Raw genomic sequence first — 26,031 nt, 5'->3', positions numbered from 1 at the left:
GAACCATGGAGCACCTCGAAGGAGCTCTGCGCCCCTACCCCTGGGGCTCCCACACGTTGATCGCCCAGCTGCGCGGCGAGCCTTCGCCGAGCCCGCAGCCCCAGGCGGAACTCTGGTTCGGCGCCCACCCGGCCGCCCCGGCGACGGTGAACGGGCAAGGCCTGGACGACGCCATCGCCGCCGACCCGGCCGCCGCGTTGGGCAAGCGCGTGCAGGACGCGCACGGCGACCAGCTGCCGTTTCTGGTCAAGCTGCTCGCCGCGGCCGCGCCCTTGAGCATCCAGGCCCACCCCTCGCTGGAGCAGGCCAAGGAAGGCTTCGAGCGGGAAAACGCCGAGGGCATCGAGCTGAACAGCCCGAGCCGCAACTACAAGGACCCGAACCACAAACCGGAGCTCATCGTCGCGCTGACCGAGTTCCGCGCGCTCGCCGGGTTCCGCCCGGTGCCGGACACCGCGGCGTTTTTCGCCGAGCTGGGCAGCCCGGAGCTGGACCGCTACGCCACCTTGCTGCCCACGGACGGCGAAGGGGATCTGCGGGCGTTGTTCACCACGTTGATTTCGCTGCCGCACCAGCCGCGCGTGGAGCTGATTGAATCGGTGAAGCGTGCTGCAGCGGAGCTCGTCGATAAGCGCACAGCCCCTGCGTGGATGGTGGAGGCCGCCGAGGTTTACCTCGAGCTCAACCAGACCTACCCGGGCGATGTGGGCGTGCTGGCGGCGCTGCTGCTCAACGTGCTCACGCTTGCGCCGGGCGAGGCGGCGTTTCTGCGCGCCGGCCAGCTCCACGCCTACCTGTCCGGTCTGGGCGTGGAGGTCATGGCCAACTCCGACAACGTGCTGCGCGGCGGGTTGACCACCAAGCACGTGGATGTGCCGGAGCTGGTGAAGGTGCTGGACTTCAGCACCCTGGAAAACCCGCGGGCGGAGGCGGCCCCGTCGCACGGCGGTGTGGAGTTCCAGCTTCCTGTGGACAGTTTCGCGGTGCGCATGCATGCGCTTGACGACGGCGACACGTTGGCCGTCGACGAAGACGGCCCCGCGATCGTGCTGTGCACCGCCGGCGAGGTGCGCGGCGCCGACGGGTTCGTCTTAACGCAGGGCAACGGCGCCTGGGTCCCGGCGAGCGAGGCGGCGACGGAAATCACCGCAGCCGGCAAATCCCAGGTGTTTGTGGCGACGGTCTAGCGGCCGGTGATCTTGTCAATCACGTCGCGGGCCGTCACGCCTTCTTTCTCGCGCGGGTAGCCTGCGACGTCTTCCTTGCCCGCGACGGGTGCCGGCGCCTTATTGCCTCCCGTGGCGGCATCCGGGGTCTGCGGCGCCTCGCTCGGCTGAGCGCTGCCCTGCGGTGCGGCGGCTGCCGCGCTTTCGGCGCCGGGAACCGATTGCGCTGCGGCTCCTGCGCCCTGCATCCGCATCTCCGGGCGCTGGTCTTCCTGCGCGGCGGGGGATCCAGGCTCGGACGGGGTGCCCTCTTGGATTCCGTCCGGCACGTGCGACGGACCAGAGCCGTGGCCCGGCTGCGCGGTTGGCTCAGACTGCTCCGGCTGCTGCGTGGTCTGCGGCTGATCCGGACGCTTCGACGGCTGCACCTCGGATCCACCCGGTGCCGGGGTGGCGGCGGTGCTCGTCTGCGCGGCGCCGCCGTCGCCCGGCTCGCGCGGCGGGGTGCTGCCCGGCGTCTGCTGGGAGGTGGTGCGGTTGTCCGCGGAGGCCGGAGTGGGCTCCGCCGCCGGGTTGGCACCCTGAGGGGCGGCCATGGGCCGGGCCGGAGACGGCACGATGTTGGACGGGCGGTACACGCGCGACGGCTGCGTGGACTCCTGCGCCGGAGCGACTACCGCGTGCGGCGGCAGGTAGGGGTCGTGCGCCGCGTTGTAGCCGGTGGGCATGGAAGCGCCTGCGCGCCCAGCGCCGGAGCCTGCCGCTCCCGCCGCGCCCGCATCCGCGCCGTGGTGCGCGGCGGGGCCGTTGTCGGGGGAGTTGGTGGAGCTGCGCACAGTGCGGGTGTGCGTGAGGTTCTCCGTCACCGTCTCCGTTGTCGGGCTCGAGGTGGTGGAAGCGGCGCTGTTGCCAGTGGTGCCCGCGGCTTCCGCGGTAAACCCGGCGCGGTTGTTCTGGCCGGGTGCGGAGGTCGCCCACACCGTGAAACCGACGACGGCAGCAAGCAGTGCACCTGCGCCGATGAACACGGCTACCCGGCGTGCTGTCCCTTCCACGGTGACTCCTCCCGCGGGCGTTTCCGGCCCGCGCATTGGTTACAACTTGGTAACGTTTGGCTTCGTAGCACTGTTTATAGCACGTCATCGTGAAATGGGGAACCCCTGCGCGGCGAGTTGTTTTGCGTTTGTGTGCCCCGGAGCGTCGTTTTGCCGTATACAAATGGGTGCGACACGTTGTGCGGGCGCCCGCTCGCGCACCATCTACGGAAGGAGCGCCGCAGTGAGTACTTGGGACGAGCAGATTTTCACGGTCGATGCCAACACGGACTTCCTGGACGAGCTAGTCGATCTTGATTTCGAGGATGTTTTTGAGGCGGTCCGTGACGCGGTGCTCCTCGCCGCGAAGCAGGATCCCTCTGAGGAAGAGCTGCTCAACGGCCAGGCCGCAGCCACCATCGCGGCGATCTGGGCGGGCGCGCCGTTTTCCGCCGGCGAGATTGCGGAGACGTACCCGTTTATCCGCCTGCGCCCAGACGAGATGGACGAGCAGTTGGTGGAGTCTGCCGCTTCCGTGCTCGAGGAGGCGGACACCGAGGAGGACTTGGAGCAGTTCCTCGAGGCGCTGGCGTAGCTGAATGATTGTTGCAGTTGAAGGCATCGACGGCGCGGGCAAGAACACGCTAGTCACTGCGGTGAAGGAGCGCTTCGGCGCTGAGACGCTAGCGTTTCCGCGCTATGAAACGTCCGTGCATGCGCAGCTGGCGCACGACGCCTTGCATGGGCGCATGGGCGACCTGACGGATTCGGCGTTCGGTATGGCCACCCTGTTCGCCCTGGACAGGCATGGGGCGAAGCAGCTTCTCGACGGCTTCGCTGGCGACCCGCACAGCGTCATCGTCCTGGATCGTTATGTCGCCTCCAACGCGGCGTACACGAGCGCGCGCACGGGCGACCCGGCCGCCGTGAAGTGGGTCCACGACCTGGAGTTTGGAAAATTGGGGCTGCCCAAGCCCGACTTGCAGGTGCTGGTGGACACCACCCCGGACGTTGCGCGCGAGCGCGCGGAGGCGCGCGAGGAACAGGACGCGACGCGCACCCGGGACCGCTACGAGCGCGACGTGGCGCTGCAGGTGGCGACGTTTCAGGCGTACGCCGAGCTCGCGGAGCGCAACTGGGCGAGCCGGTGGCTTCGCACGTCGGAACCGGCGGTTATCATGCAGGTAGTGGGCGAGCTGGCGCAGTAAGGCCAGCTCAGCGCGAAAAGGATAGAGGAGGACGCATGGCACCGAAGATCCTCGTGGTGGACGACGACCCGGCGATCAACGAGATGCTGACAATCGTGCTGGAGGCCGAGGGGTTCCAGACCAGCTCCGTGACGGACGGTGCCGAGGCGGTGCCCGCCTTCCGCTCGTTCGACCCGGATTTGATCCTTCTGGATCTGATGCTGCCGGGGATGAACGGCATCGACATCTGCCGCGAGATCCGCAAGGAGTCCGCGGTGCCGGTGGTCATGCTCACCGCCAAGACGGACACGGTGGACGTCGTGCTGGGCCTGGAGTCCGGCGCGGACGACTACATCACCAAACCCTTCAAGCCGAAGGAGCTTGTCGCCCGTATCCGCGCGCGCCTGCGCCGCACGGACGAGACTCCGGCGGACGTCTTCGAGGTCGGCGACCTGACCGTGGACGTGCCGCAGCACACCGTCACCCGCGGCGACGAGGAGATCCAGCTGACCCCGCTGGAGTTCGACCTGCTGGTGGAGATGGCACGCAAGCCGAACCAGGTGCACTCGCGCGAGGAGCTGTTGGAGTCCGTGTGGGGCTACCGCAACGCCTCCGACACACGCCTGGTCAACGTGCACGTGCAGCGCCTGCGCTCCAAGATTGAGCACGACCCGGAAAACCCGGAGATCATCCTCACCGTCCGCGGCGTGGGCTACAAGACCGGTAAGTCGGGGGTGTAGCACCTGGACGCCATACGTCGTGTCGGCGACCGGGTGCGGCACGCCTGGTCCACGAAGCTGCAGGTCCGCTTCGTGGGCACGGTGCTGCTCGTGTCCACGGTCGTGATGTCTGTGCTTGGCTTCGCGCTGGCGTCCGTTGTCACCGACCGCATCACCGCAGCCAAGATCGAAACCGCCACTGTGGAAATCGAACGCGCGCGTTCGACCGTGGAGTACCAGCTGGCCAACTCCGGCTCCTCCGCCTCGTTGCAGGCGCGCCTGAATTCGGCGCGCGCCGGGCTGACGCAGCGCGCGCAGGAAAGCGGCGACTCCGCCAGCTTCTACGAGCCCGTGCTGGTGGTGGAGGCGCCGAACGGTGCTGTGACGTCGTCGCCTGAGGCCTACCAAATTCCGAAGCGCCTGGGCGACTATGTTGAAGACGGCAACGTGGCCTACCAGTTCGCCACCGTGGAGCGCCCGGACGGCTCGGCCTACGACGCGCTGATTGTGGGCACCCCGACCAACGCCGACATCCCCAACCTTCGCTTGTACCTGGTGATGAACATGGAAAGCGAAGTCTCCACGGTCGCACTCATGCGCGGCATCTTGGCGTCCGCCGCGGTGATCGTCGTGGTGCTGCTGATGGGCATTTCCTGGTTGGCGTCCCAGCAGATTGTGGCGCCGGTGCGCTCCGCCTCGCGCACCGCGCAGCGCTTCGCATCAGGCCACCTCCGGGAGCGCATGCCTGTCGACGGCGAGGACGAGATGGCCGTGCTGGCCATGTCCTTCAACGACATGGCGGACACCTTGAGCAAGCAGATTGCCAACCTGGAGGAGTACGGCTCGCTGCAGCGCCAGTTCACCTCCGACGTCTCCCACGAGCTGCGCACTCCGCTGACCACGGTGCGCATGGCGGCGGATCTGATCGCGGCGAACGAGGATTCGCTGGAACCGGCGACGAAGCGCGCCTCGGAGCTGATGACCAGCGAGTTAGACCGCTTCGAAGCGCTGCTCAACGACCTGCTGGAGATCTCCCGCCACGACGCGGGCGTGGCTGAGCTCTCCGCGGCGAACGTGGACGCCCGCCAGCCGGTGGAGTCCGCCTGGCAGCAAACCCAGCACCTGGCCGAGGAGCTGGACGTGGACGTCATCTTCGACATCCCGGACGAGCCGCAGACGCTGGAAGGCGACGCCCGCCGCATCGAGCGCGTGGTGCGCAACCTCATCGCCAACGCCATCGACCACTCGGAAGGCAACCCGGTCACCGTGCGCATGCGTTCCAACGACGAGGCGGTGGCGATCACCGTCACCGACGGTGGCGTGGGCTTAAAGACAGGCGAAGAGGACCTGGTGTTCAACCGCTTCTGGCGCGCCGACAAGTCCCGCAAGCGCCACTCCGGCGGCACCGGGCTGGGCCTGGCCATCGCCCGCGAGGATGCGCAGCTGCACGGCGGCGTGCTCGATGCGATCGGCGAGTACGGGGTGGGCTCGCAGTTCCGCCTCGTGTTGCCGCGCGATGTCGAGGCCGGTTTCACGGAATCGCCGCTTCCGCTCGAGGCGCCGCGCGCTATCGCCCCCGAAGCGCTCGACGCCCCGGAGGACACTGAAGACGCCGGTGAGGCCGCAGCCGGCGGCGGCGACGGGGGAGCTGATGGAGGGGCACCTTTGGACGTCGATAAGCGAAGGCTCCAGGAGGACACCGATGCGTAAAACACTCGCCTGCCTCACGGTGGCGCTGACGACCCTGGCCGCCGGCTGCGCCTCGCTGCCCACGAACTCGGCGCCGCATGTGATCCGCTCCTTCGCGCCCGAGGAGACGGAAACGCAGGCCGCGGGGCCGAAGGACGGCCAGGAATCGGACCTTCTGCTGCGCGACTTCTACCATGCCTCTGCCACCCCCGACAGCGACTATGAGGCGGCGCGCGCCTACCTCACCGAGGGCGCTTCCGCCGCGTGGGACCCGAGCGGGCAGAAACTCGTGGTGGACAGCATCGGCATGACCACCCTGCCGGGGTCCTCAGTGGGGCAGCGCAGCTACTCGGTGCACGGCGAAGTCGTCGGCGTGGTGCGCTCCGGCGGCTCATACTCGCCGGAGCGCGGAGACTATGAGGCCACCATCGACATGGAGATGGTGGACGGGCAATGGCGCATCTCCTCGCTGCCGGAAGGCGTCGTGTTCGAGCGCACGGAGCTGCGCAACCAGTACCAGCCGTACAACCTGTACTTCTTCGACCAGGACGACCGGGAGCTGGTCACCGACCGCCGCTGGGTGCACTCGCGCCGCGAAACGCTGGCGAGCGACCTGATCGGGCTGCTCATGGAAGGCCCCTCGGAGCGGCTGCGGCCCGCGCTCACCGGATCGCTGCCCTCGAGCGTGTCCTACACGGGAGAGCAGGACGGCGCCTACACCTTCACCGGTTTCGCCGGCGTGAGCGAGGACGAACGCGCCCGCTTCGCAGCCCAGGTGGTGTGGACGCTCGCCACCGCGGGTGTCACCGGGCCCTACGAGCTCAAGGCCGACGGGCAACCGCTTATCGACGGCACCGACAGCCTCGACACCGACGACTTCATCGCCGCGAGCCCGCTGGTGGAAACCGTCGGCGAAACCAAGCTGTACGCCCTCGCAGGCGGCAAGGTCGTCCGCGTGGACGAGCGATCCACGCAGCCGGTGGAGGGCTCACTCGGCGCCGCCAACGACGTCATCTTCGCCGACATCGCCAAGGACGGGGAGTGGGCCGCCATCTTTGGCAAACCCGGCGACGCCGAGGACGACATCTTCCGCGTGGGCAAGTTCGACGGATCCGAGGCCGAGGTCATGCGTGCGGGCACGTTCACCCGCCCCGCCTTTGAACCGGACGCGGCGGCGGTGTGGACAGTGGCCGACGGCAAGCGGATCCTGCGCACGGTGCAGTCCGCCGCCACCGGCAGCCTGACCACCGGCGAGGTCAAGGTGGAACTGCCCGACGGCGTGGACGGCAACATTTCCGTGCTGCGGCTGTCGCGCACCGGCACCAGGGTGGTCATGGTGATCGACGGCCGCCTCTACACCGGCATCGTGCGCCGGCAACCCTCCGGCGAGCGTTCCATCGTCAACGTCTACGAGTACGCGCATGAACTCTCAGGCAGCGTGATCTCCGCAGATTGGCGCCCGGACGGATCCCTCTTGGTAGGCACGACCTCCACTACACCGGTGATGCGCGTGGAGCAGGACGGCTCCTCCATGACCGCGATGTCCGCCGGCAACATTTCGGCGCCGGTGGTGGCGGTGGCGGCGTCGCCGAGCACGCTATACGTCACCGACGCTAACGCGCTTTTGCAGGTGCCGGCCTCCGGTGCGGACAACCCGATCTGGCGCGAGGTGCCGGGACTGGAAGGCGTGCGCGCGCTGCCAATCACTTCGCGCTAGCCTTGCCCGCATGGGGGAGATATTCGGTCAGGTCGGCGAGCTGCTGCTGCCGCGGAAATGCGCGGGCTGCCGCGCGCCGGGGCCGCTGCTGTGCCCCGCGTGCCGAGAGGGCCTAGCGACGCCACCGCAGCGGGTATTTCCCAACACCACCCCGCACGCGCCGGTGTTCGCGCTCGGACCGTACGCCGACCCGCACCGCGGGGTGATCCTGGCCATGAAGGAGCGCAACCACCTGGCGGTGCGCCGCCATGTCGGCGCGGTGCTCGCGGCCGCGCTGGAGTACCTGGAGGCGCGCGGCGAGATCCCTGCCGGGGCGGTGCTGGTGCCGGCGCCCACGCGCACCCGCTCCGCACGGGCGCGCGGCGGGGACCCGGTGGAACAGGTCTGCCGCGCCACCGGCAGGCGGGTGGCGCCGGTGCTCACGCTGGACCCGCGGACGGCGGACCAGTCCGGCCTGGACGAAGCCGGGCGGCGGGCCAACCTTTCGGGGCGCGTGCGCATTTCCGGCGTGCCCGCCGGCCGGGTCGTGCTTGTCGACGACGTAGTCACCACCGGCGCGACGCTGCAGGCCAGTGCCACTCTTTTGCTCTCGCGCGGGGCCGACGTCGCCGCGTGCGTGGCGCTGTGCGCGGCGTAGCGGCGGGGTCCCGGCGGGGGCTTGGCGGCGGATTCCCGGGGATTCCTGACACATTACGGCAGCCGTTTGCGCCGACCTGGGCCTTAAGGGCCAGCCTGGCAGATTCAGCCACGAAGTGTCGGGGCGGGGGCATTTGTTCACTCGCTCCACCTGTCCGAGTGAACAAATCCCGATCTGTTGGCGAATTTGTTCACTTTGCCCAGGGAGGAAAATTTCCAAGCGGAATCTATTCACTAGCCGGTGAATCAATTTGGGGCCGGAGGATTCCTGACACATTACGGCAGCCGTTTGTCCCGACCTGGGCTTCAAGGGGTCGCCTGACAGATTCCGCCGCGATGTGTCGGGGCAGGGTAGCGAGCTTTCGCAAAAACCGGCCGAATTGGTCATAACCAGTTGTATAGTGGTGGTGGACACAGTTCCTACTACCGCAAGGGAGGACGCAGATGACGTCTGCAGACCGTAACCCGATCCAAGAGACGCTGAGCCCGGACGCCCAGGTCACCATCACCGGGCGAAACGTCGAGGTCCCAGAGCATTTCCAGGAACGAGTGAACGGCAAGCTGGCCAAGATTGAAAAGCTTGACCCGACGCTGAAGTCGTTCCATGTGGAGCTGCAGCACGAGAAGAACCCGCGCCGCGAGGCGGAGGCGGAGCGCATCCAGATCACCGCCACCGGCTCCGGCCACCTGGCCCGCGCGGAAGCGAAGGAAGAGAACTTCTACGCCGCGCTCGAGGCCGCCGTGGACAAGCTGGAGCGCTCCCTGCGCAAGGTCAAGGCGCGCCGCAACATCGCCCTGTCCGGCCACCGCGCGCCGAAGAGCACCGGCGTGCTCGCCGCGGAGATTGAGGCGGACGCCAAGGCGGAGCAGGAACGCGCCGCCCAGGAGGCCGGCAAGTACGACGTGGACCCGTACGCAGACCAGGTCGAGGACATCGTCCCGGGCCAGATCGTGCGCTCCAAGGTGCACCCCAACGCGCCGCGCAGCGTGGACGACGCGCTGCGTGAGATGGAGCTGGTGGGCCACGATTTCTACCTCTTCATCAACGAGGAGACCAACCGTCCGGCTGTGGTCTACCGCCGCCACGCGTTCGACTACGGCTTGATCGAGCTCGCCCCGGAAGGGGAGGCCGAGTAACCGCAGCTCAACCTACTAAACCCCGCCCCGGCTCAGTTCTGTCTATGGTTCTGGGCTGGGGCGGGGTTCGTCGATAGGCAATTGTGCCTATGGGGTTGTCTATACCCAGGGAGGCGTGCGTACAATGGCCGGTTGTATCACCTTGGCCCTGTCAACCCATCAGTAAAGGACTTTGCACACGTGTTTGGACTGTCAAAGCTGCTCCGTGCCGGTGAGGGGCGCACCGTAAAGCGCCTTGCCAAGATCGCCGATCAGGTCATGGCGCTCGACGACGAGTACGCCGCGCTGACCGACGAGGAGCTCAAGGCCAAAACCGCCGAGTTCAAGGACAAGCTCGCAGACGGCGCGAGCCTGGACGACATTCTGCTCGACGCGTTTGCCACCGCCCGCGAAGCCTCCTGGCGCGTGCTGGGGCAGAAGCACTTCAAGGTGCAGATCATGGGCGGCGCCGCACTGCACTTCGGCAACGTCGCCGAGATGAAAACCGGTGAGGGCAAGACCCTGACGTCGGTGCTGCCGGCGTACCTCAACGCCCTGTCCGGCAAGGGCGTGCACGTGGTCACCGTCAACGACTACCTGGCTAAGCGCGACGCCGAGATGATGGGCCGTGTCCACCACTTCCTGGGCCTGGAGGTGGGCGTGATCCTTTCCGAGATGCGTCCGGCTGAGCGTAAGAAGGCGTACGCGGCGGACATCACCTACGGCACCAACAACGAGCTCGGCTTCGACTACCTGCGCGACAACATGACGCGCTCCGTCGACGACATTGTCCAGCGCGGCCACAACTACGCCATCGTGGATGAGGTGGACTCCATCCTTATCGACGAGGCGCGTACCCCGCTGATCATCTCCGGCCCGGTGGACGGCTCCAGCCAGTTCTACACCGTGTTCGCGCAGCTCGCGCCGCGTATGCGCGAAGGAATCCACTACGAGGTGGACCAGCGCAAGCGCACCGTGGGCATCTCCGAAGAGGGCGTGGAGTTCGTCGAGGACCAGCTGGGAATTGACAACCTGTACGCCCCGGAGCACTCGCAGCTGGTCAGCTACCTCAACAACGCCATCAAGGCGAAGGAGCTGTTCGAGCGCGACAAGGACTACATCATCCGCCAGGGCGAGGTGATGATCGTGGACGGCTTCACCGGCCGCGTGCTGGCGGGCCGCCGCTACAACGAGGGCATGCACCAGGCCATTGAGGCCAAGGAGCAGGTGGAGATCAAAAACGAGAACCAGACCCTGGCCACGGTGACCCTGCAGAACTACTTCCGCCTCTACGAGAAGCTGTCCGGCATGACCGGTACCGCCGAGACTGAGGCGGCGGAGCTGCACCAGATTTACAAGATGGACGTTGTCCAGATCCCGCCGAACCGCCCGAATCAGCGCACGGACCGCGACGACTTGATCTACAAGACCCAGGAAGCGAAGTTCGCGGCCGTGGCGGAGGACATCGCGGAGCACGCGGCCAAGGGCCAGCCGGTGCTGGTGGGCACCACCTCGGTGGAGCGCTCCGAGTACCTGTCGCAGCTGCTCACCCGCAAGGGCGTGCAGCACAACGTGCTCAACGCGAAGTACCACGAGGAGGAGGGCCGCATCATCGCCGAGGCCGGCCTGCCGGGCAAGGTGACCGTGTCCACCAACATGGCTGGCCGCGGCACCGACATCGTGCTCGGCGGCAACCCGGAGATTCTCCTGGACGCGAAGCTGCAGGCGCAGGGCCTGGACCCGCTGGAGGATTCGGAGCGCTACCAGGAGGCGTGGGACGAGCAGCTCCCGGCTGCCAAGGAGCGCTCGCAGCAGCTTGGCGACGAGGTGCGCGAGGCCGGCGGCCTGTACGTCATCGGCACCGAGCGCCACGAGTCGCGCCGTATTGACAACCAGCTGCGCGGCCGTTCCGGCCGTCAGGGCGACCCGGGCGAGTCCCGCTTCTACCTGTCCATGCGCGACGAGCTCATGGTGCGCTTTGTGGGCCAGTCCATGGAGAACATGATGAACCGCCTCAACGTGCCGGACGATGTGCCGATTGAGGCGAAGATGGTCTCCAACGCGATTAAGGGCGCGCAGTCCCAGGTGGAGAACCAGAACTTCGAGATGCGCAAGAACGTGCTGAAGTACGACGAGGTGCTCAACGAGCAGCGCAAGGTGGTCTACCGCGAACGCCAGGAGATCCTGGCCTCGAAGGACATTGCTGGCCAGGTGCGCCGCATGATCGATTCCACCATCGGCGCGTACGTCGACGGCGCGACCGCCGATGGCTACGTGGAGGACTGGGACCTCGACGGCCTGTGGAACGCGCTGGATTCCCTATACGGCCCGACGGTCAGCGCGCAGGAGCTTATCGACGGCGACGAGTACGGCCGCGCCGGCGAGCTCACCTCGGAGCAGCTGCGCCAGGCGCTTCTCGACGACGCGAACGCCCAGTACGACAAGCTGGAGGACAACGTGGCGTCGATTGGCGGCGAGGAACAGATGCGCAATTTGGAGCGCATGGTGATCCTGCCGATCATCGACACGAAGTGGCGCGAGCACCTCTACGAGATGGATTACCTCAAGGAGGGCATCGGCCTGCGCGCGATGGCGCAGCGCGACCCGCTGGTGGAGTACCAGAAGGAGGGCGGCGACATGTTCAACGCGATGAACGAAGCTGTCCAGGAGGAGACCGTGCGCCAGCTGTTCTCCATGCGCAAGCAGTTTGGGGCCCAGGGGACTGAGCAGGCGGCTGAGGCGGGCGGCTCCACCGTCGTCTAGCAAATTGCTTAGCGACGAGCTGCCGCCTCACAGCACCTTGAAGGAGACCAGCTTGCCGTCGCAGATTTTCGCGGCGTAGGCCCTCCTGGTGCCGTCTTGAGTTTCGACGGTGCCGAAGAATTCACCGCCCTCGCGGGCGTGGCAGGTAACCACCTGGAGCCTGTCCGCCGCGGGGGCGGTGCTTGTCGGTGCGTTTGTCAGCGCCGCCGCGTGCTGGCGGGCGCGGATGTGGGCGCGCACCGCCGGCGCGAAGCGCCAGGCCATCATGGACGTGGCGCGGTGTTTGCTCAGCGCGGCGTTGAGCGCTTCCGCCACGACCGGTTCGATCTCGGCGGCAGTGTTCGGCGGCGGAGCCGCGGACTCGGAGTTGCGCGTTTGGATGAGCCGGCCGAGCACGGCTGGGCTCCGGTTCAGCTGCGGCACGAGCACTTGCACGTGCCGGTGCCCTGGGGCGGTGTAGTACATGGCGGGTGTCCTCCCTCAACTGAGCGGGAATGCGTAGCAGAGGGGGACGGGCGTGGTGCGGGGTAGGTAGTATTGTCCACGTTCGCAGCCGCCCGTGTAAAGGGTGTGCTCACTACAGTAGGCATCCGCGACGCAACCAACGAAAGAGGGAACCCTTGCAGGGCTTGATCATCGATTACGCAGGAGTGCTGGACACCGGTGCAGAGGACGAGCAGCGCTGGAAGACCCTCATTCAGGCGGTGAAGGCGAAGGACATTTCCGTGGGCATCCTCTCCAACGAGGAGGGCGACGGCGAGATGGCGGAAAAGATCCGCGAGTGGGAGTTCGGCGGTGTGGTCGACGCTGTGGTGCTCTCCGGCGAGATCGGGGCGGAAAAGCCGGAGCGCGCCGCGTTCCAGGCCGCGGCCGACGCGATCGGCGTGGACCTGAACGATTGCGTGATGATCGACGACGACATCATGAACGTCCGCGCCGCTGTCGAATACAACATGATCGGCATCCTGCACACGGCGATCGACCGCACTGCGGTGGAGATCCAGTCCCTGTTCGACGTCGAGGGCGAGTTCTAGTGCGCGTCTACATCCCCGCCACCTTCGGCATGCTCGCGGCGCTGGAGGACAACCGCCTGATCCACGCCCGCAACGGCTGGGCGTTCGCCGCCACCGAGGCGCTGCACGAGTTTTTCACCTCCGGCGACCAGGAGGAGATCGAGGCCGTGGCGTTCGACGACGCAGCGATGGCGTCCATCCGCCTGTTGGCCATCGGCGACGAGGAGCGCCACCCGCACCGCCGCGTGGTGGTCTCCGCGGACGTGCCGGATTCCCAGGCCACCCCGGATCCGGAAATGGGCGAGTCCGTGGTGAAGCTGTCCGCGCCGGTGAACTTCGAGGACATCGCCGCGATCCACGTGGACATCGCGGAGGCCGAGGAGGCCACCGCGAAGGCGATCGAGGTCATCGACGCCGCCGACCTGGGTGACGAGGATGCCGAGCTTGCCGTGGGCGACGCCCAGGACAACTACATGGCGTTCTACGACCCGAGCGAGCTACCGGTGCTCGTCGAGCTGCTTTAGCTCCCACTCGTTGTTGGAGTGCAGGGCAGCCAACAGGCCACGCACTGCCGCGGCCCGGCGGCCGACGGGGGAGGCCGGGTCCAGCTCGTCCCAGGCGCACTCCGGATCCGCCGGGGGACCCAAGTGCGTGCAGCCGCGGGGGCAGCGCTGCGCCGCCTCTTCCAAGTCCGGGAACACGTCCACGATTTCTTCGGGGGCGACGTGCGCCAGGCCGAAGGAGCGGATGCCGGGGGTGTCGATGATCCAGCCGCCGCCGGGGACCTCGAGCGCCACGGACTGGGTGGAGGTGTGCCTGCCCTTGCCTACGCCGGAGACCTCGCCGGTTTCACGGTCCGCGTCCGGCACGATGCGGTTGACCAGGGTGGACTTGCCCACGCCGGAGTGGCCGATAAGGGCGGAGACGTGCCCGTCGATAAGCTTTAGCAGCTGCTCCACGCCGTCCTCGACGCCGGTGCGCAGCACCTCCACCCCCATGGCCTCGAGCTCGCGCTCGAAGTCTGAGGGGTCCGCGAGGTCGGTCTTGGTCACGCACACCACCGGGGTCACGCCGCCGACGAAGGCGGCGATGAGGGCGCGCTCGACAAAGCCGGTGCGCGGCGGCGGGTCGGCGGCCGCGACCACGATGAGCATCAGCTGCGCGTTGGCGACGATGATGCGCTCGTAGGGGTCCGTGTCGTCCGCTGTGCGGCGCAGCACTGAGGTGCGCTCTTCGCGTTTGACGATGCGGGCGAGGGTGTCTTTCGCGCCCGAGGTGTCGCCGACCACGCCGACGCGGTCGCCCACCTCGATGGAGGTGCGCTTCAGCTCGCGGGCGCGGGTGCACTGCAGGCGGGTGCCGGTGGTATCGAGCACCACACCCCAGCGGCCGCGGTCCTTGGCCACGACGAGGCCGAACTCGGCGTCGTCGTGCGTGGGGCGGTTCTTCGAGCGCGGGCGCGAGCCTTTGCCGGGGCGCACGCGCACATCGGACTCGTCGTAGTCGGCGAAGCTGCGGCCCATTACTGTGCCACCACCTCCGCCCACATGTCGGCGAACCCGGGCAGTGTCTTGGAGGTGGTGTCGATGTTTTCCACCTCGACACCGCTCACCACCAGGCCGATGATGGCGCCGGCGGTGGCCATGCGGTGGTCGTCGTAGGTGTGCCAGGCCTCGCCGCGCATCCGGGTCGGGGTGATGCGCAGGCCGTCGCCGAGCTCCTCGCAGTTGCCGCCGAGCCCGTTGATTTCGCGCGAGAGCGCGGCCAGCCGGTCGGTTTCGTGGCCGCGCAGGTGGGCGATGCCGGTCAGCTCGCTCGGCGTTGTGGCGCAGGCGGCGATGGCGGCGACGGTGGGGGCGAGCTCGCCGATGTCGCTCATGTCGAGGCGGATGCCGCGCAGGCTTCCGGCCTCCGGGCCGCGCACGCGCAGGGTGTGGCCGGCGCCGGCGGCCTCCAGCTCCACTTCGCAGCCCATGCGTTCCAGGATGGACTGCATGGTTGCGCCCGGCTGGGTGGTGGTCACCGGCCAGTTCGGGATGCGCACCTCGCCGCCCGTGACCGCCGCGGCGGCCAAGAACGGCGCGGCGTTGGATAGGTCCGGCTCGATCTCCCAGTACGTGCCGCGGATCGGCTGCGGCTCCACGGACCAGGAGTTGGCGGTGGCCGCAACTTCAACGCCGGCGTCTTGAAGCATCGCCACGGTCATCTCAATGTGCGGCATCGATGGCAGGGTGCCGCCGGTGTGCCGGATCTGCACGCCGCGCTCGAACCGGGGCGCGGCAAGCAGCAGGCCGGAGACGAACTGGGAGGAGCCGGACGCGTCGATCTCCACCGGGCCGCCCTCGGCGCGGCCGGTGCCGTGCACCGTAAACGGCAGTGTGTCACCCGCCACGGACACGCCCAGGGTGCGCAGCGCGTCCAGGATGGTGGACATGGGGCGTTTGCGGGCGTGGGCGTCGCCGTCGAAAAGCACGGGCCCATCCGCGAACGCCGCGACGGGCGGCACGAACCGCATCACCGTGCCCGCCAGGCCGCAATCGACCTCGGCGGAGCGCAGCTTGCCCGGAGACACGCGGATGGTGTCGCCGTCCTCTTCGATGGCGGTGCCCATGGCGCGCAGCGCACTTTCCATCAGGTCCGTGTCACGCGAGCGCAGCGCGCCGACGATCGTGGACGGGCCGGACGCGAGCGCCGACAAAATATAGGCGCGGTTGGTCATGGATTTGGACCCGGGCACCCGTTGCGTGTGGGTGATCGGGCTGGGGTGAAACGGCGCAGGCCACATCTCGGTCATGAAAGTCATGATAATGGAGCGCATGTGCGGACGATTCGTTCTTTTCACGTCAGGCGACGACCTCGTTGAGGCAGTGGCGGGCCTTCCCGGCGTCGCGGAAGTTCAGGCGCCGGACGGCACCCCGCCGCCGCGCTACAACATCGCGCCCACCCAGCAGGTGCCGTTGATCAGGGTTGCAGAGAGCAGCGCGCGTATCGACGCCGCCCGGTGGGGCCTGTTGCCCACCTGGAAGAAGGACGAGACCGGCCCGCCGCTGTTCAACGCCCGCGGTGAGACGGTGGCCGAGAAGCCGTCCTTCCGCAGCGCGTTCAAGGCGCGCCGCGGGCTGATGGTGCTGGACGGCTACTACGAGTGGAAGCAGACGGAAAACGGCAAGCAGCCGTACTTCGTGCGCCCGAAAGACGGCATGCTCTACGCCGCCGCGCTGTGGGAGACGGGGCTGGATCGCCTCTCCACCACCATGGTCACCACCGCGGCCACGGAGAACATGGCGTGGCTGCACCACCGCCTGCCGCTGTTTTTGCGCGAAGACGAGATCCGCACCTGGGTCGACGGCACCCCGGACGAAGCGCTGGAGTTGGTGCACCCCTCCCACGTGGCGGAGACCCTGGTGTGGAACGAGGCGGCCCAGGAAGTGGGCAACACCAGAAACGACTACGCGGAGCTTATCGGCGTAGACGCTACGGAGCGCTAATCGGCGCGAACTCCGCCCTGGTCAGCTCCGCCAAGTCGCGCGGTGCGAGGCGGGCGGACAGGCCGCGCTGGCCGGCGGAGACGGTGACGGCGGGCAGGTCGGCCACGGAGGCGTCGATAAGCGTTGCAAGCTTGTGCATCGTGCCAAGCGGAGAGATGCCGCCGACGACGTAGCCGGTAGCGCGCTGCGCTTTGGCCGGATCTGCCATCTCCGCGCGCTTCCAGCCGAGCGCTTTCGCCGCGGCCTTTAAGGAAAGGTGCCCGGCCACCGGCACGCAGCAGATGGCAAGATCGCGCTCGTGGGCGATAACCAACGTCTTTAACACCGCGGCCGGATCCAAACCGAGCTCGGCCGCAGAATGCTCGCCGAAGTGGTCTTGGCTGGGGGAGTAGGTGAGCACCTCGTGGTCGGTGCCTTTCAGTGCCGTCAATGCGCGGGTTTTCTCGGCCATGGCCACAGGGTAGCGCGCGCAGAAGGTGGCCCTACAATGGCTCACATGCCCGAAACCGAGCCAGACGCAGGCGTGAGCGATGACCTGAAGGCGCGCTTCAACGAGGAAGCGATGCCGCTTTTGGACCAGCTGTACGGCGGCGCGCTGCGCATGACGCGCAACCCGCAGGACGCCGAGGACCTGGTGCAGGAGACCTATTTAAAGGCCTACAAAAACTTCGGCAGCTTCACCCCCGGCACCAACCTCAAGGCGTGGCTGTACCGGATTATGACGAACACGTACATCAACTCCTACCGCAAGAAGCAGCGCCGCCCGCTGGAAACCTCCGCGGACGAGGTGACGGACAACCAGCTCTACACCTCCAGCTCGCACGACTCCACCGGCCTGGAGTCCGCGGAGGTGGAGGCGCTGAAAGCCATGCCGAACTCGCGGATCTCCGAGGCGCTCAACGCGTTGAACGAGGACTACCGCATGGTGGTCTACTACGCGGATGTGGAGGGGATGGCCTACAAGGAGATCGCGGATGTGATGGACATTCCCATCGGCACCGTGATGAGCCGGCTGCACCGGGGAAGAAAACAGCTCCGCGGGATGTTGAAGGACGTGGCGAAGGAACGCGGCATCGGCCTCGACCACGCTGACATGGCGGATGCCGCCGGCAAACAGGACGCGAAGGAGAAGTAATGTCCACCGGACACACCCACACCGACGCTCACGGCTGCGACGCCACCCACCGTTTGTTGTGCGAGCTGTTCGATGCCGACACTGCGCCTGAGCGCCGCGAGGAAATCAAGAACGACCTGGCGTCCTGCCCGGAGTGCCTGGCCGTCGCCCAGTCTGAGCGCGACGTCCGCGCGATGGTGCGCGAGTGCTGCGGCCCCGCGAAGGCCCCGGAGCCGTTGCGCCAGCGCATCATCGCCTCCATTACTACGGTGAGCTACACCGAAGTCCGCTATAGATAAGGCCTCTGTTTCTCGCCCGCAGCCTGTAGGTTGCGGGCTTTTTGCTTTGCGACGGCCCCTTGCCGCCGCAGCGGGGGTAAAAAACGGGGGTAGCGGGGGTTTCCGGATTGATGAACAATCCGCGGATCTTTGAACAATCCAGGGGGTTTGCTACATTTCTGAGGGAAACCCGGGGAAAATAAGAGTGTGTGAGTTGTGTATGCAATCCAAACATGCAGGTAGACGCAAAATTGCCGGAATCCATACTGGAAAACACCTTAACGTGTATAAAATGCAGTGATAGTGGATTGTTCAACCATCCGCGCGCGTTTGCAGTTTGATCGTTGAACAATGCTGACGAAACGGCGGATCACGCGGGCAGATTGATGAACAATCCGCAGCTAGGAACGGGTGGAAACGTTGAACAATCCGGACGGAATGTTCAACGATTTAGGGTATTTTTCAGCCTGGCGGCGAGCGGTTTACCTGCGCATATTCGGTGCATAAACTCGGGGATGTCACAAAGAGAAAAACGCACACCAAGGAGTCACCGAGATGCGAGCAGCATTCCGAAACACCATCGCCGCAGCAGTTGCCGCCGCCATCGCGGTGTCCGGCGCGAACGTCGCACACGCCCAGCAGGACGTTGAGCTCGCACCGGTGCTGACCAACACCGCCACCCTCGCCGACACCGACGGCGACGGCCTGCCGGACATCTGGGAAGAGCAAGGCGTCGTCCTTGCCGACGGCACGGAGATCCCCCTGCCGGATTGGGGCGCGGACCCCGAACGCCCGGATCTGTTCATGCAGCTGAACTGGATGTCGTCGGAATACGACACCTTGAAGTGCGACACCCGCGCGGCACGCGAGTGCGCTAGCGCCAACCGCACTTCTTACGCCCCGTCGAAGCAGGGCCTAGACGACCTGGTGGACCTGTTTGCCGACCACGGCATTGCCCTGCACATCGACGCTGGCGAGCACTACACCAACATCCCCAATTACTCTGACGTCCACGGCGGCGAGACGCTGGAGTACCGCGATTTCTACTTTGACCCGAGCGAGTTTGAGGCGTTCCAACTCATCGACACCATCAACAACCTTGGTGACCGCGCGAACATCTTCCGCCCCGGCGTGCTGGGCGATCGGATGCGTGCAGGTTCCAACGCCACGGGCCTGTCGCTGGTGGGCGATAACTCCTTCTACGTCGCCAACCCGGGTGGCCGCGCCAACGACGAGCAGGTGCGCAACACCATCCTCCACGAGTTCGGCCACACCCTGGGACTGCGCCACTGGGGTGCTCAGCAGTACGTCACCGACATCGCTGAAGGTTCCCCGATGCAGGCCGGCTACCAGTCGGTGATGAACTACGACCACCAGTTTGACTACTTCAACTACTCCGAGCAGGGCTACTTCGCCGACACCCCGACAGGCAAGGTCTTCGTTCCGGCGGACTGGGACAGCCTGGAATTGGCCAACACCCGTATCGGCGCCTACGCCGAGTCCATCGGCGCCCGCGTTGACATCGCCGACAAGGCTGAGGTCGAGGAGATCGAGCAGCCGGAGGAGGTCGTCGAGGTTGAGAAGCCGGAGCCTGTCGAGGTTGCCGACGTGCACGAGATGGTCGAGCTGGTCCCGGCCGAGGAAATCGCCGACGAGCCGGCTGCCGAGGCCGAGGCTCAGCCGGGTGTCGTCCCCGCTAAGGCGGAGCAGCCGGTGAAGGACGATCCGAAGGTCGAAGCGAAAGCCGAGGCCAAGGTCAAGGTTGAGGTCAAGCCCGCCAAGGCTGAGGCTCCCAAGCAGGCTGACAGCCAGGTCAACGTCGCGGCCATCATCGGCGGTGTCGTCGCAGCCCTAGCAGCCCTGGGCATCGGCGCAGCATTCCTCGCAATGCGCTAAGAGTAAGGCTGGCCGGTAGGTAGAAACCAACAAGCGGGCCCTTCCCGAAATGGGAAGGGCCCGCTTGCTACTTCGTTTTACCGCGCTTTAAGAGTTGGGGCGCTTACCGCGGTTCGCGCTCTTCTTACGACGGTCCTTGCGCTTGCGACCACGCTTGCTCATGGGGGCCTCCTTTGAATATGGGTACCGGTTACAGATGTTCCACTGTATAGCCCTGCACTGCTGGCAAGGTAATCCGGCGGAGTTTTACGCCGACAGGCGTGCGCGGTTGCGGGCGCGGGCCTTGTTGCGGCGCTTGAGCGCGCGGCGCTCCTCCTCGGACAGACCGCCCCAGACGCCGGCGTCCTGGCCGGTCTCCAGTGCCCACTTCAGGCACTGGGAGGTGACGGGGCAGCGGTGGCAGACCAGCTTGGCCTGCGCGATCTGGCTCAGTGCCGGGCCGGAGTTACCGACGGGGAAGAACAGTTCCGGGTCCTCGTCGCGGCAAATAGCTTCGTGGCGCCAATCCATGATGGTGACTCTCCTTTAAATGGTGTGGGTTGAATCCATGTGCAATTACGTGCGCACCACAAACACCCGCATTTGGCGGATGCGTTGCAAACGAAGTTTGATTCCTGGTGCCGGGCGGAGTGTCCCGTTGGATGCGGGACCCGTCTTCCGGTTTACCGGGCGTTAACCCTGTGGTGGCTTAGGGTTAAGGGCTGTGTAACCAGCCCGTTGTTTTTGCTACCCGGAAATAATGGCATGTTCACCTACACCGCGCTAGGGGTGCGTGCCAAATTGTGACGGGAATCATAGAATCTAACACTGCTTTCGTCGGCCGGGGTTGGGTGCGGGGTGCGTCCGGAGGGCGTCGACAAGCAATGTGACCTGCAGAAAGGCTAGCACCCTTCGAGATAGGCTACCGTCAAATCGCGCAACGCAAGTGGGAGCGCAAGCCGGCGGGGCCTAGACTGCTTCGATGTGGAAACCAACAATAACCCCGCCCCGAATAGCCCCGAGGTTGCGCATGGAACCGTGCCGGCAGTGATGCGTTTCAGCGCAGTGGTGGTGCTTCTGCAGTGCGCCGCGATGTTCATCTACGCGGCCTCTTTGATCGTCTCCCAGTTCACCGAGCACACATCGACGCTGGAATCGGACTCCCCCGCAGCGAACTACGTCAACATCGGCACCGCGACGTTCCTTGCGATCATCTTCGGCTACATCGCCTACGCCGCGGTGAGCACGCTGAAAGGCAACCCCCGCGCCACCGGCGCGATCGTGCTGGTGGAAGCGATACTGGCGGGCGTGGCCGTGTACATGTTCCGCGGCGGCGTGCCGCTGCTGGGCGCGGCGACGCTGGCGTCCGCGGTGCTCGCGCTCATCGGCATCTTCCACCCGGCCACACGCGAGTACAACGAGGCGCGCTACGCGCAACGCAAAGCGCGGCGCACCCAGTAGAGCGCCGCGCTAGGGGGAGGGGGTAAGGCCGACTGCTTAGGTGTTGGCCTTCATCACCACAACTTCGTCTCCGCGCTTTTCCACCACGGTGGCGCCGGCGGAAGAGATGTGCACCGGGCCGGCGTAGCCGCCGCGGTCGACCGGGATGATTTTGTCCACGGCGTTTTTGTCCCAATCCACCACAGCGATGCCGCTGTCGGAGGCGTACAGCAGCTTCTCGCCGGCGGAGAAACCAGTGCCCAGCGCGCCCTGGAACACGCCCGTGACGGCGAGCGCTGCGGGCTCCATCAGCAGCAGGGAGTTGTTCTCCCAGTAGGTCATGTGGTGCGGCAGGTCGGCCACGGGAAGATTTTTGATAATGCCGTCCGGGCCGACTTCCGGGCTGTCCATCTGCGGCACTGACGAGGAGCTGATGTTGGTGCCCTCCTTGTCGTAACCGCGCACCTCGGAGGTGGTTGGGTCATAGACCGCGGCCGCGTCCTGGGAGATGGACACCAAATACGCGTCCGGGCTGATCTCGATGTTGGCCACAACCTCCGGCTTGCGCGAATCCTCCGGCGTGGCCTCCTGCAGGCGCAAGTACGCGCCGTCGTCGCAGATCTCCGTGACAGCGACCAGCTCCGTGCGGGTCAGCGCAGAGGTGATGGTGCACTCGTTGGGCTGCATGTCCGGCTCCTGCTTCGCCTCCACATAGCCGTATTCCACGGTGCGCACCAGGTCGGAGCGCCACACCTCGGCGCGCTGGGAGCTGGCGTAGCCCACCCGGTCGTTCGACGCCAAGCGCACCACGTTGTCCGGCGCGCTAGCCGAGCGGGTGCCGGCGTACTTGCCGGTCTTCGCGTCGATGGCAACCACGTCGCCGCAGCCCGCGTTGTCGCGGTAGGTGGCCACAACCTTGCCCCAGGCCTGGTCCACCAGGCACAGCTCGTTGGGACGCTCGTACGTCCACGCCGTCTCACCCTCCGGGGTAGTGGCGGTGAGCGTGTGGTCGTTGTACGTGATCACCATGCCGCTGGCCACCAGCGGCTGGTCGCGGCCGGACGTGTCCGGCAGGGAAAAGCCTTCGCTGAAAGACTTCGGCACCACGGCGAGTTGCCCGTAGTCCTGGTGTTCTTCCTGGGCAGAATCCAGGTGCGCGTCGCGCGCGGGGGCGGTGAAAAAGGCGGTGCCCAGCAGCAGCGCTGAGACACCTGCGATCACTCCGGTAGCGATCAGGTCGCCGCGGGTGCGACGCAGGGGAGAATTCATCGCCGTTTCCTTCCTGAGGCTCGTGCTGGGCGTGCTCCGAGCACTTTACGCGGGCGTCCCACTCGTGCTGTAGCTGAGTCCGGGATATCCAAGGTCTCGTGCAGCTCCGGCGAGGTGGAGAACCACTCCGGCAGCTCGCGGGCACCCAGCGACAGCTCGTCGTTAATCGCTTCCCACTTGCGCACCTCGTCGTAGCCCACCAGCGTGACAGCGGTGCCGTTCTTGCCGGCGCGGCCGGTGCGGCCGATGCGGTGCACGTACGTCATCGGGTCATCCGGAGTTTGGAAGTTGATCACGTGGGTGACGTCTTCGACGTCGATGCCGCGGGCGGCGACGTCGGTGGCGACGAGGATGTCGGCCGAGCTGCGTCGAAAAGCATCGAGCGCCGCCTCGCGCGCACGCTGGCCAAGATCGCCGTGGACCGCGGCAACGGTAAAGCCGCGCTGCGCGAGGTCTTCCGCAAGCTCCGCGGCGGAGCGCTTCGTGCGGGCGAAGATGATGGTGCGCCCGCGGCCGCGGGCCTGGAGGATGCGCGCGACCACTTCGGGCTTGTCCATGCGGTGGGACTTCAGCGCCACCTGGCGGGTGGTGTCGTGGGTGCGCGGGGCGTCGGCGGACTCGGCGCGGATGTGCACCGGAGTGTTCATCTTCGCGCGCGCAAGCGAAAGAATCGGACCCGGCATGGTGGCGGAAAACAGCATCGTCTGCGCGTCATCGCGCACCGCCGCCCAGAGCTTTTCGATGTCGGGCAAGAAGCCCATGTCCAGCATCTCGTCCGCCTCGTCGAGCACCAGAATCGCCACGGTGGATAGTGTGAGGTCGCCGCGCTCGTGCAGGTCAATCAGGCGCCCGGGCGTGCCGACGACCACGTCCACGCCCGCTTCCAGCGCCGCAATCTGGTCCTCGTACGGGCGGCCGCCGTAAATCGTGGTCACGCGCACCGGCGTCTCGGAGGCGGCGTAGGCGAGGTCGTCGCCGACCTGCACGGCGAGCTCGCGGGTGGGCACAATCACCAGCGCGCGCGGGGTGCCGTCGAGCTCGTCGATGTCCGCGTCGTCAAACACGCGGTCTAAGAGCGGGACACCGAAACCGAACGTCTTGCCCATGCCGGTGCGGGCTTGCCCGATGATGTCCCGGCCCGCCAGCGCGCGGGGCAGCGTGAGCTCCTGAATGGAAAAGGGGCGCACTATGCCGCGCTGCGCCAGCGCATCGGTGATTTCAGCGGCGACGCCAAGCTGAACAAACGTCGGCGGTAGCGATTTGTCGCCAGCCGGGGCGCCAGTTGAGGCGCGGTTGTGTTCACTCTCAGCTGAATAGGGCACGCGTTTATCTTAACTACAGGCCGTTACAATGGCGCCATGGATATCAAGATCGGTCTTGCAGACAGCCCCCGCGAACTGACGATCAAGCTGCCGGAGGGCCAGGACGACATCATCGCCACCGTGGAGCAGGCCATTGACGGCGGCCAGGCCACCCTAAAGGTGGAGGACGACAAGGGCCGCGTGTACCTCATCCGCACCGACCGCATCGTCTACGTGGAGCAGGGTACTGCCGCAGCCCGATCCGTCGGGTTCATGCGCTAAATTACGCATTTATGGCACAACGGCACGGCGCACATGAGCGGGACGCCCGCGGCGGCTCCACCGGGGGCGGCCACGGGGCGCACCGCCGCCCTGGCGATGGCGAATTCGGTGCCCGTGAAACCGGCGACGATGATTTCGGCGACTGGTTCGATAGCTGGGATCTCGAATCCGAAGATTCGGAGCCCGCGCGCCCGCGCCGTCGCAGTGACGAAAAGCGCACGCGCAAAAGCGCCAAGCTTCACGGTGCCTCATGGGGGCCCAAAACCTCCTCGAAGCACGCCGAGGCTGGTGATGGCAAGCTCGCCGCGTTTGCGCAGGAGTACGGCTGGCGTGCCTACGCCATCCCCGTGCTGGCCGTGATCACGGTCTTTGTGCTGATCAACATGTTCCAAAACCCGGAGGACCTGGCCGTTGGTTCCACCGCTTCCTCTGCTGAGGAGGAGGAATCCGCAGCGTCTTCGCCCGCGCAGCGCGAGGAAGACCCGGACGGCGGTGTGGAGCCGTTGGAGCCGGCGAAGATCGCCGAAGGCGAGTTTGATCCGCACAACTTGCCGCCGGGCGGGCCGTACACCACCACCGGAGCCGGCACCTTCTACGAAGTGGGTGCTCCAGGCATGACCGCAGGCGAAGGTACCGAGTTGGTGGTGCGCTTCGCCGTGGAGGTCGAGCATGGCATCGACACCTCGGGCTACGGCGGGGATGAGGCGTTTGCGCACATGGTTGACGCGACGTTGAGCGATCCGCGCGGTTGGATCAACGACCCGCGCTTCCGCTTCGAGCACGTCAGCGTCAACGACAACCCGTCGCTGAAAATCCGTCTGACCTCTTTGGACACCACGGCGGAGCTGTGCGGCGTGCAGATCGGCACCGAGACCAGCTGCCGCACCCGCATCACGGGCGAGGACACGGTGCTGCTCAATGAGTCGCGCTGGGTGCGAGGCGCCGTGCCGTTCCAGGGTGATCTGGGCAGCTACCGCCAGTACCTGATCAACCACGAGGTGGGCCACGCCGTGGGCTTTGCGGAGCACGTGCCGTGCCCGGAGCCGAACGCGCTGGCGCCGATCATGATGCAGCAGACCTTAAGCCTGAACAATGCGCAGCTGCGGGAGATGAGCCCGGAGGACAATTACCCGGACAACCCGGACACCTGCCGGACGAACCCGTGGCCCTACCCGCGCCCAGCGGCGCTGTAGGAGGCTGTAGGTGGCAGAGCAAACGGCACAGCAGATCCCCGGACATGTGTTGTCGGCGTTCCAGCTCGACGGCCGGGCAGGCATCCCTTTGGGCCCGGAGTGGGACAACGGCGTCCGCTTCGGTCGGGTGGTGGTCTCCGAGGCCAGCGACACTGCGGCCTGGTCCGGCAAGGCCCGCGATCATGCTGGCGAGTTCGGCGCGGGCATCGCCGTGTCGCGCCCGGTGCGCGCCACTGACGGCCGCCTGGTCGTGGGCGGCTTCAAGGCCAGCGAGTTTGTTGAGGGCCAGGTGCGCGCGCGTATCGACGAAGCCGTGTCCGCCGCCCTGCGCTACGACGAGGCGATGGCCGGGGTTGAACCGCCGGCGGCGGACCGTGGCGACGCGTTCGCGACGGCAGAGCGCGCGGTGTGGCGCGACTACACGCCGCAGCCAGACGACGTTGTGGCGCACATGGATTTTGTGTCCTGCCTGCTCTTTTCCGGGGATATGGTGCCGACGTTGACGGACCTTGTGCCGTCTTCAGGCAAACGCCCCCGAGGTTTCACCGCGGCGCTGGTGATTGTGGACGGGCTGCTCGCTGAGGCCTGCGATGCGGCCGTGCTGGACAGGTGGGCGCATGTGCCGGAGCTGCGGGGGCTGGCGCGGCGCGCGCTGGAGTACCGCGCGGCCTGCGCACGAGCTGCGGGTTCGGACATACGTTCGATAGTTGAGAGGGTTGATGAGGTCCTCGTGTCGGAGTGAGTGACACAA

General features: G+C 66.6%; 28 protein-coding genes. 19 read left to right on the top strand and 9 right to left on the bottom strand.

All coding sequences use genetic code 11. The features are described 5' to 3' along the window. Nucleotides 1–5: 5 nt before the first annotated feature. A complete protein-coding gene (manA, locus tag O5O53_RS00520; protein ID WP_269508044.1) occupies nucleotides 6–1,187 on the top strand; it encodes a mannose-6-phosphate isomerase, class I in 1,182 nt (393 codons plus the stop codon). On the opposite strand, the gene O5O53_RS00515 is transcribed toward manA, so the two are convergent. Continuing rightward, nucleotides 1,184–2,221 carry a hypothetical protein gene (locus tag O5O53_RS00515; protein WP_269508041.1) on the bottom strand — a complete coding sequence of 346 codons (1,038 nt, stop codon included), beginning with the start codon at nucleotides 2,219–2,221 and terminating at the stop codon, nucleotides 1,184–1,186. The two genes, manA and O5O53_RS00515, sit on opposite strands and share 4 nt — an antisense overlap. A gap of 223 nt (nucleotides 2,222–2,444) precedes the next feature. Here O5O53_RS00515 and O5O53_RS00510 point away from each other — a divergent pair, with 223 nt between their 5' ends. From O5O53_RS00510 to secA, 8 genes are all read left to right on the top strand, one after another. Beyond that, complete coding sequence (locus O5O53_RS00510; protein WP_269508038.1) at nucleotides 2,445–2,795, top strand: hypothetical protein; 351 nt, start codon at nucleotides 2,445–2,447, stop codon at nucleotides 2,793–2,795. 4 nt (nucleotides 2,796–2,799) lie between these two features. Continuing rightward, a complete protein-coding gene (locus tag O5O53_RS00505; protein ID WP_070476148.1) occupies nucleotides 2,800–3,408 on the top strand; it encodes a dTMP kinase in 609 nt (202 codons plus the stop codon). 35 nt (nucleotides 3,409–3,443) lie between these two features. Next, a complete protein-coding gene (mtrA, locus tag O5O53_RS00500) occupies nucleotides 3,444–4,127 on the top strand; it encodes an MtrAB system response regulator MtrA (RefSeq protein ID WP_269508035.1) in 684 nt (227 codons plus the stop codon). Between the two features lie 33 nt (nucleotides 4,128–4,160). Then, a complete protein-coding gene (gene mtrB, locus O5O53_RS00495; protein WP_269508032.1) occupies nucleotides 4,161–5,816 on the top strand; it encodes an MtrAB system histidine kinase MtrB in 1,656 nt (551 codons plus the stop codon). After that, nucleotides 5,809–7,512, top strand: a complete 1,704-nt coding sequence (gene lpqB / locus O5O53_RS00490; protein ID WP_269508029.1) for an MtrAB system accessory lipoprotein LpqB — start codon at nucleotides 5,809–5,811, stop codon at nucleotides 7,510–7,512. Before mtrB ends, lpqB begins: the two co-directional genes overlap by 8 nt. A gap of 10 nt (nucleotides 7,513–7,522) precedes the next feature. Next, the gene (locus tag O5O53_RS00485) at nucleotides 7,523–8,149 is read left to right on the top strand and encodes a ComF family protein (protein WP_070476156.1); all 627 of its coding nucleotides are present in this window, start codon (nucleotides 7,523–7,525) and stop codon (nucleotides 8,147–8,149) included. A gap of 443 nt (nucleotides 8,150–8,592) precedes the next feature. Then, nucleotides 8,593–9,285: a ribosome hibernation-promoting factor, HPF/YfiA family gene (gene hpf / locus O5O53_RS00480; protein ID WP_269508026.1), complete on the top strand. Its 693-nt coding sequence runs from the start codon at nucleotides 8,593–8,595 to the stop codon at nucleotides 9,283–9,285. Between the two features lie 180 nt (nucleotides 9,286–9,465). Continuing rightward, complete coding sequence (gene secA, locus O5O53_RS00475; RefSeq protein WP_269508023.1) at nucleotides 9,466–12,027, top strand: preprotein translocase subunit SecA; 2,562 nt, start codon at nucleotides 9,466–9,468, stop codon at nucleotides 12,025–12,027. A 27-nt stretch (nucleotides 12,028–12,054) separates the two neighbouring features. On the opposite strand, the gene O5O53_RS00470 is transcribed toward secA, so the two are convergent. Next, on the bottom strand, nucleotides 12,055–12,492 hold the full coding sequence (locus tag O5O53_RS00470; RefSeq protein ID WP_269508020.1) for a hypothetical protein: 438 nt from the start codon (nucleotides 12,490–12,492) through the stop codon (nucleotides 12,055–12,057). A 155-nt stretch (nucleotides 12,493–12,647) separates the two neighbouring features. On the opposite strand from O5O53_RS00470, the gene O5O53_RS00465 reads away from it, so the two are divergent. Then, nucleotides 12,648–13,061 carry an HAD family hydrolase gene (locus O5O53_RS00465; RefSeq protein WP_269508017.1) on the top strand — a complete coding sequence of 138 codons (414 nt, stop codon included), beginning with the start codon at nucleotides 12,648–12,650 and terminating at the stop codon, nucleotides 13,059–13,061. Next, nucleotides 13,061–13,564 carry a DUF6912 family protein gene (locus O5O53_RS00460; RefSeq protein WP_181889955.1) on the top strand — a complete coding sequence of 168 codons (504 nt, stop codon included), beginning with the start codon at nucleotides 13,061–13,063 and terminating at the stop codon, nucleotides 13,562–13,564. Before O5O53_RS00465 ends, O5O53_RS00460 begins: the two co-directional genes overlap by 1 nt. On the opposite strand, the gene rsgA is transcribed toward O5O53_RS00460, so the two are convergent. Continuing rightward, nucleotides 13,538–14,563, bottom strand: a complete 1,026-nt coding sequence (gene rsgA / locus O5O53_RS00455; RefSeq protein WP_269508014.1) for a ribosome small subunit-dependent GTPase A — start codon at nucleotides 14,561–14,563, stop codon at nucleotides 13,538–13,540. The two genes, O5O53_RS00460 and rsgA, sit on opposite strands and share 27 nt — an antisense overlap. Beyond that, nucleotides 14,563–15,834, bottom strand: a complete 1,272-nt coding sequence (aroA, locus tag O5O53_RS00450) for a 3-phosphoshikimate 1-carboxyvinyltransferase (RefSeq protein ID WP_269508011.1) — start codon at nucleotides 15,832–15,834, stop codon at nucleotides 14,563–14,565. Before aroA ends, rsgA begins: the two co-directional genes overlap by 1 nt. A 22-nt stretch (nucleotides 15,835–15,856) precedes the next feature. Here aroA and O5O53_RS00445 point away from each other — a divergent pair, with 22 nt between their 5' ends. Next, nucleotides 15,857–16,528 carry an SOS response-associated peptidase gene (locus O5O53_RS00445; protein ID WP_269508562.1) on the top strand — a complete coding sequence of 224 codons (672 nt, stop codon included), beginning with the start codon at nucleotides 15,857–15,859 and terminating at the stop codon, nucleotides 16,526–16,528. Here the strand turns inward: O5O53_RS00445 and ybaK are convergent. Next, a complete protein-coding gene (ybaK, locus tag O5O53_RS00440) occupies nucleotides 16,515–16,979 on the bottom strand; it encodes a Cys-tRNA(Pro) deacylase (RefSeq protein WP_269508008.1) in 465 nt (154 codons plus the stop codon). The genes O5O53_RS00445 and ybaK overlap by 14 nt on opposite strands. A gap of 45 nt (nucleotides 16,980–17,024) precedes the next feature. Between ybaK and O5O53_RS00435 the strand changes: the two genes are divergently transcribed. From O5O53_RS00435 to O5O53_RS00425, 3 genes are all read left to right on the top strand, one after another. Then, the gene (locus tag O5O53_RS00435) at nucleotides 17,025–17,663 is read left to right on the top strand and encodes a sigma-70 family RNA polymerase sigma factor (RefSeq protein WP_181889959.1); all 639 of its coding nucleotides are present in this window, start codon (nucleotides 17,025–17,027) and stop codon (nucleotides 17,661–17,663) included. Continuing rightward, entirely contained in the window at nucleotides 17,663–17,941 is a 279-nt protein-coding gene (locus O5O53_RS00430) for a mycothiol system anti-sigma-R factor (protein ID WP_181889960.1), read from the top strand. Before O5O53_RS00435 ends, O5O53_RS00430 begins: the two co-directional genes overlap by 1 nt. A gap of 534 nt (nucleotides 17,942–18,475) precedes the next feature. Continuing rightward, nucleotides 18,476–19,816, top strand: a complete 1,341-nt coding sequence (locus O5O53_RS00425) for a zinc metalloprotease (protein WP_269508004.1) — start codon at nucleotides 18,476–18,478, stop codon at nucleotides 19,814–19,816. An 87-nt stretch (nucleotides 19,817–19,903) separates the two neighbouring features. Here the strand turns inward: O5O53_RS00425 and O5O53_RS11800 are convergent, their stop codons facing one another. After that, on the bottom strand, nucleotides 19,904–19,978 hold the full coding sequence (locus O5O53_RS11800) for a 50S ribosomal protein bL37 (RefSeq protein WP_095066802.1): 75 nt from the start codon (nucleotides 19,976–19,978) through the stop codon (nucleotides 19,904–19,906). An 84-nt stretch (nucleotides 19,979–20,062) separates the two neighbouring features. Next, nucleotides 20,063–20,326, bottom strand: coding sequence for a WhiB family transcriptional regulator (locus O5O53_RS00420; protein ID WP_034997533.1), 264 nt, complete (start codon nucleotides 20,324–20,326; stop codon nucleotides 20,063–20,065). A gap of 453 nt (nucleotides 20,327–20,779) precedes the next feature. Here O5O53_RS00420 and O5O53_RS00415 point away from each other — a divergent pair, with 453 nt between their 5' ends. Then, entirely contained in the window at nucleotides 20,780–21,256 is a 477-nt protein-coding gene (locus O5O53_RS00415) for a hypothetical protein (RefSeq protein ID WP_269508000.1), read from the top strand. 36 nt (nucleotides 21,257–21,292) lie between these two features. On the opposite strand, the gene O5O53_RS00410 is transcribed toward O5O53_RS00415, so the two are convergent. Both O5O53_RS00410 and O5O53_RS00405 read right to left on the bottom strand, forming a co-directional pair. Further along, the gene (locus O5O53_RS00410) at nucleotides 21,293–22,504 is read right to left on the bottom strand and encodes an Rv3212 family protein (RefSeq protein WP_269507998.1); all 1,212 of its coding nucleotides are present in this window, start codon (nucleotides 22,502–22,504) and stop codon (nucleotides 21,293–21,295) included. Then, nucleotides 22,501–23,721, bottom strand: a complete 1,221-nt coding sequence (locus tag O5O53_RS00405) for a DEAD/DEAH box helicase (RefSeq protein WP_437177832.1) — start codon at nucleotides 23,719–23,721, stop codon at nucleotides 22,501–22,503. Before O5O53_RS00405 ends, O5O53_RS00410 begins: the two co-directional genes overlap by 4 nt. Before the next feature lie 141 nt (nucleotides 23,722–23,862). Here O5O53_RS00405 and O5O53_RS00400 point away from each other — a divergent pair, with 141 nt between their 5' ends. Genes O5O53_RS00400 through O5O53_RS00390 form a run of 3 tightly spaced genes read left to right on the top strand, consistent with a single transcriptional unit; the run spans nucleotide 23,863 to nucleotide 26,022 of the window. Beyond that, nucleotides 23,863–24,087 (top strand): DUF3107 domain-containing protein, encoded by a 225-nt coding sequence (locus O5O53_RS00400; RefSeq protein WP_194560880.1) that lies wholly within the window; start codon nucleotides 23,863–23,865, stop codon nucleotides 24,085–24,087. A gap of 11 nt (nucleotides 24,088–24,098) precedes the next feature. After that, nucleotides 24,099–25,280, top strand: a complete 1,182-nt coding sequence (locus O5O53_RS00395) for a DUF3152 domain-containing protein (RefSeq protein WP_269507996.1) — start codon at nucleotides 24,099–24,101, stop codon at nucleotides 25,278–25,280. A 10-nt stretch (nucleotides 25,281–25,290) separates the two neighbouring features. Then, nucleotides 25,291–26,022 carry a hypothetical protein gene (locus O5O53_RS00390; RefSeq protein ID WP_269507993.1) on the top strand — a complete coding sequence of 244 codons (732 nt, stop codon included), beginning with the start codon at nucleotides 25,291–25,293 and terminating at the stop codon, nucleotides 26,020–26,022. Nucleotides 26,023–26,031: the final 9 nt, after the last annotated feature.

It is taken from the genome of Corynebacterium faecium (assembly GCF_027257105.1).
GTDB classification, from domain to species: domain Bacteria; phylum Actinomycetota; class Actinomycetes; order Mycobacteriales; family Mycobacteriaceae; genus Corynebacterium; species Corynebacterium lehmanniae.
This window is presented reverse-complemented; position numbering and strand designations above follow the sequence as displayed.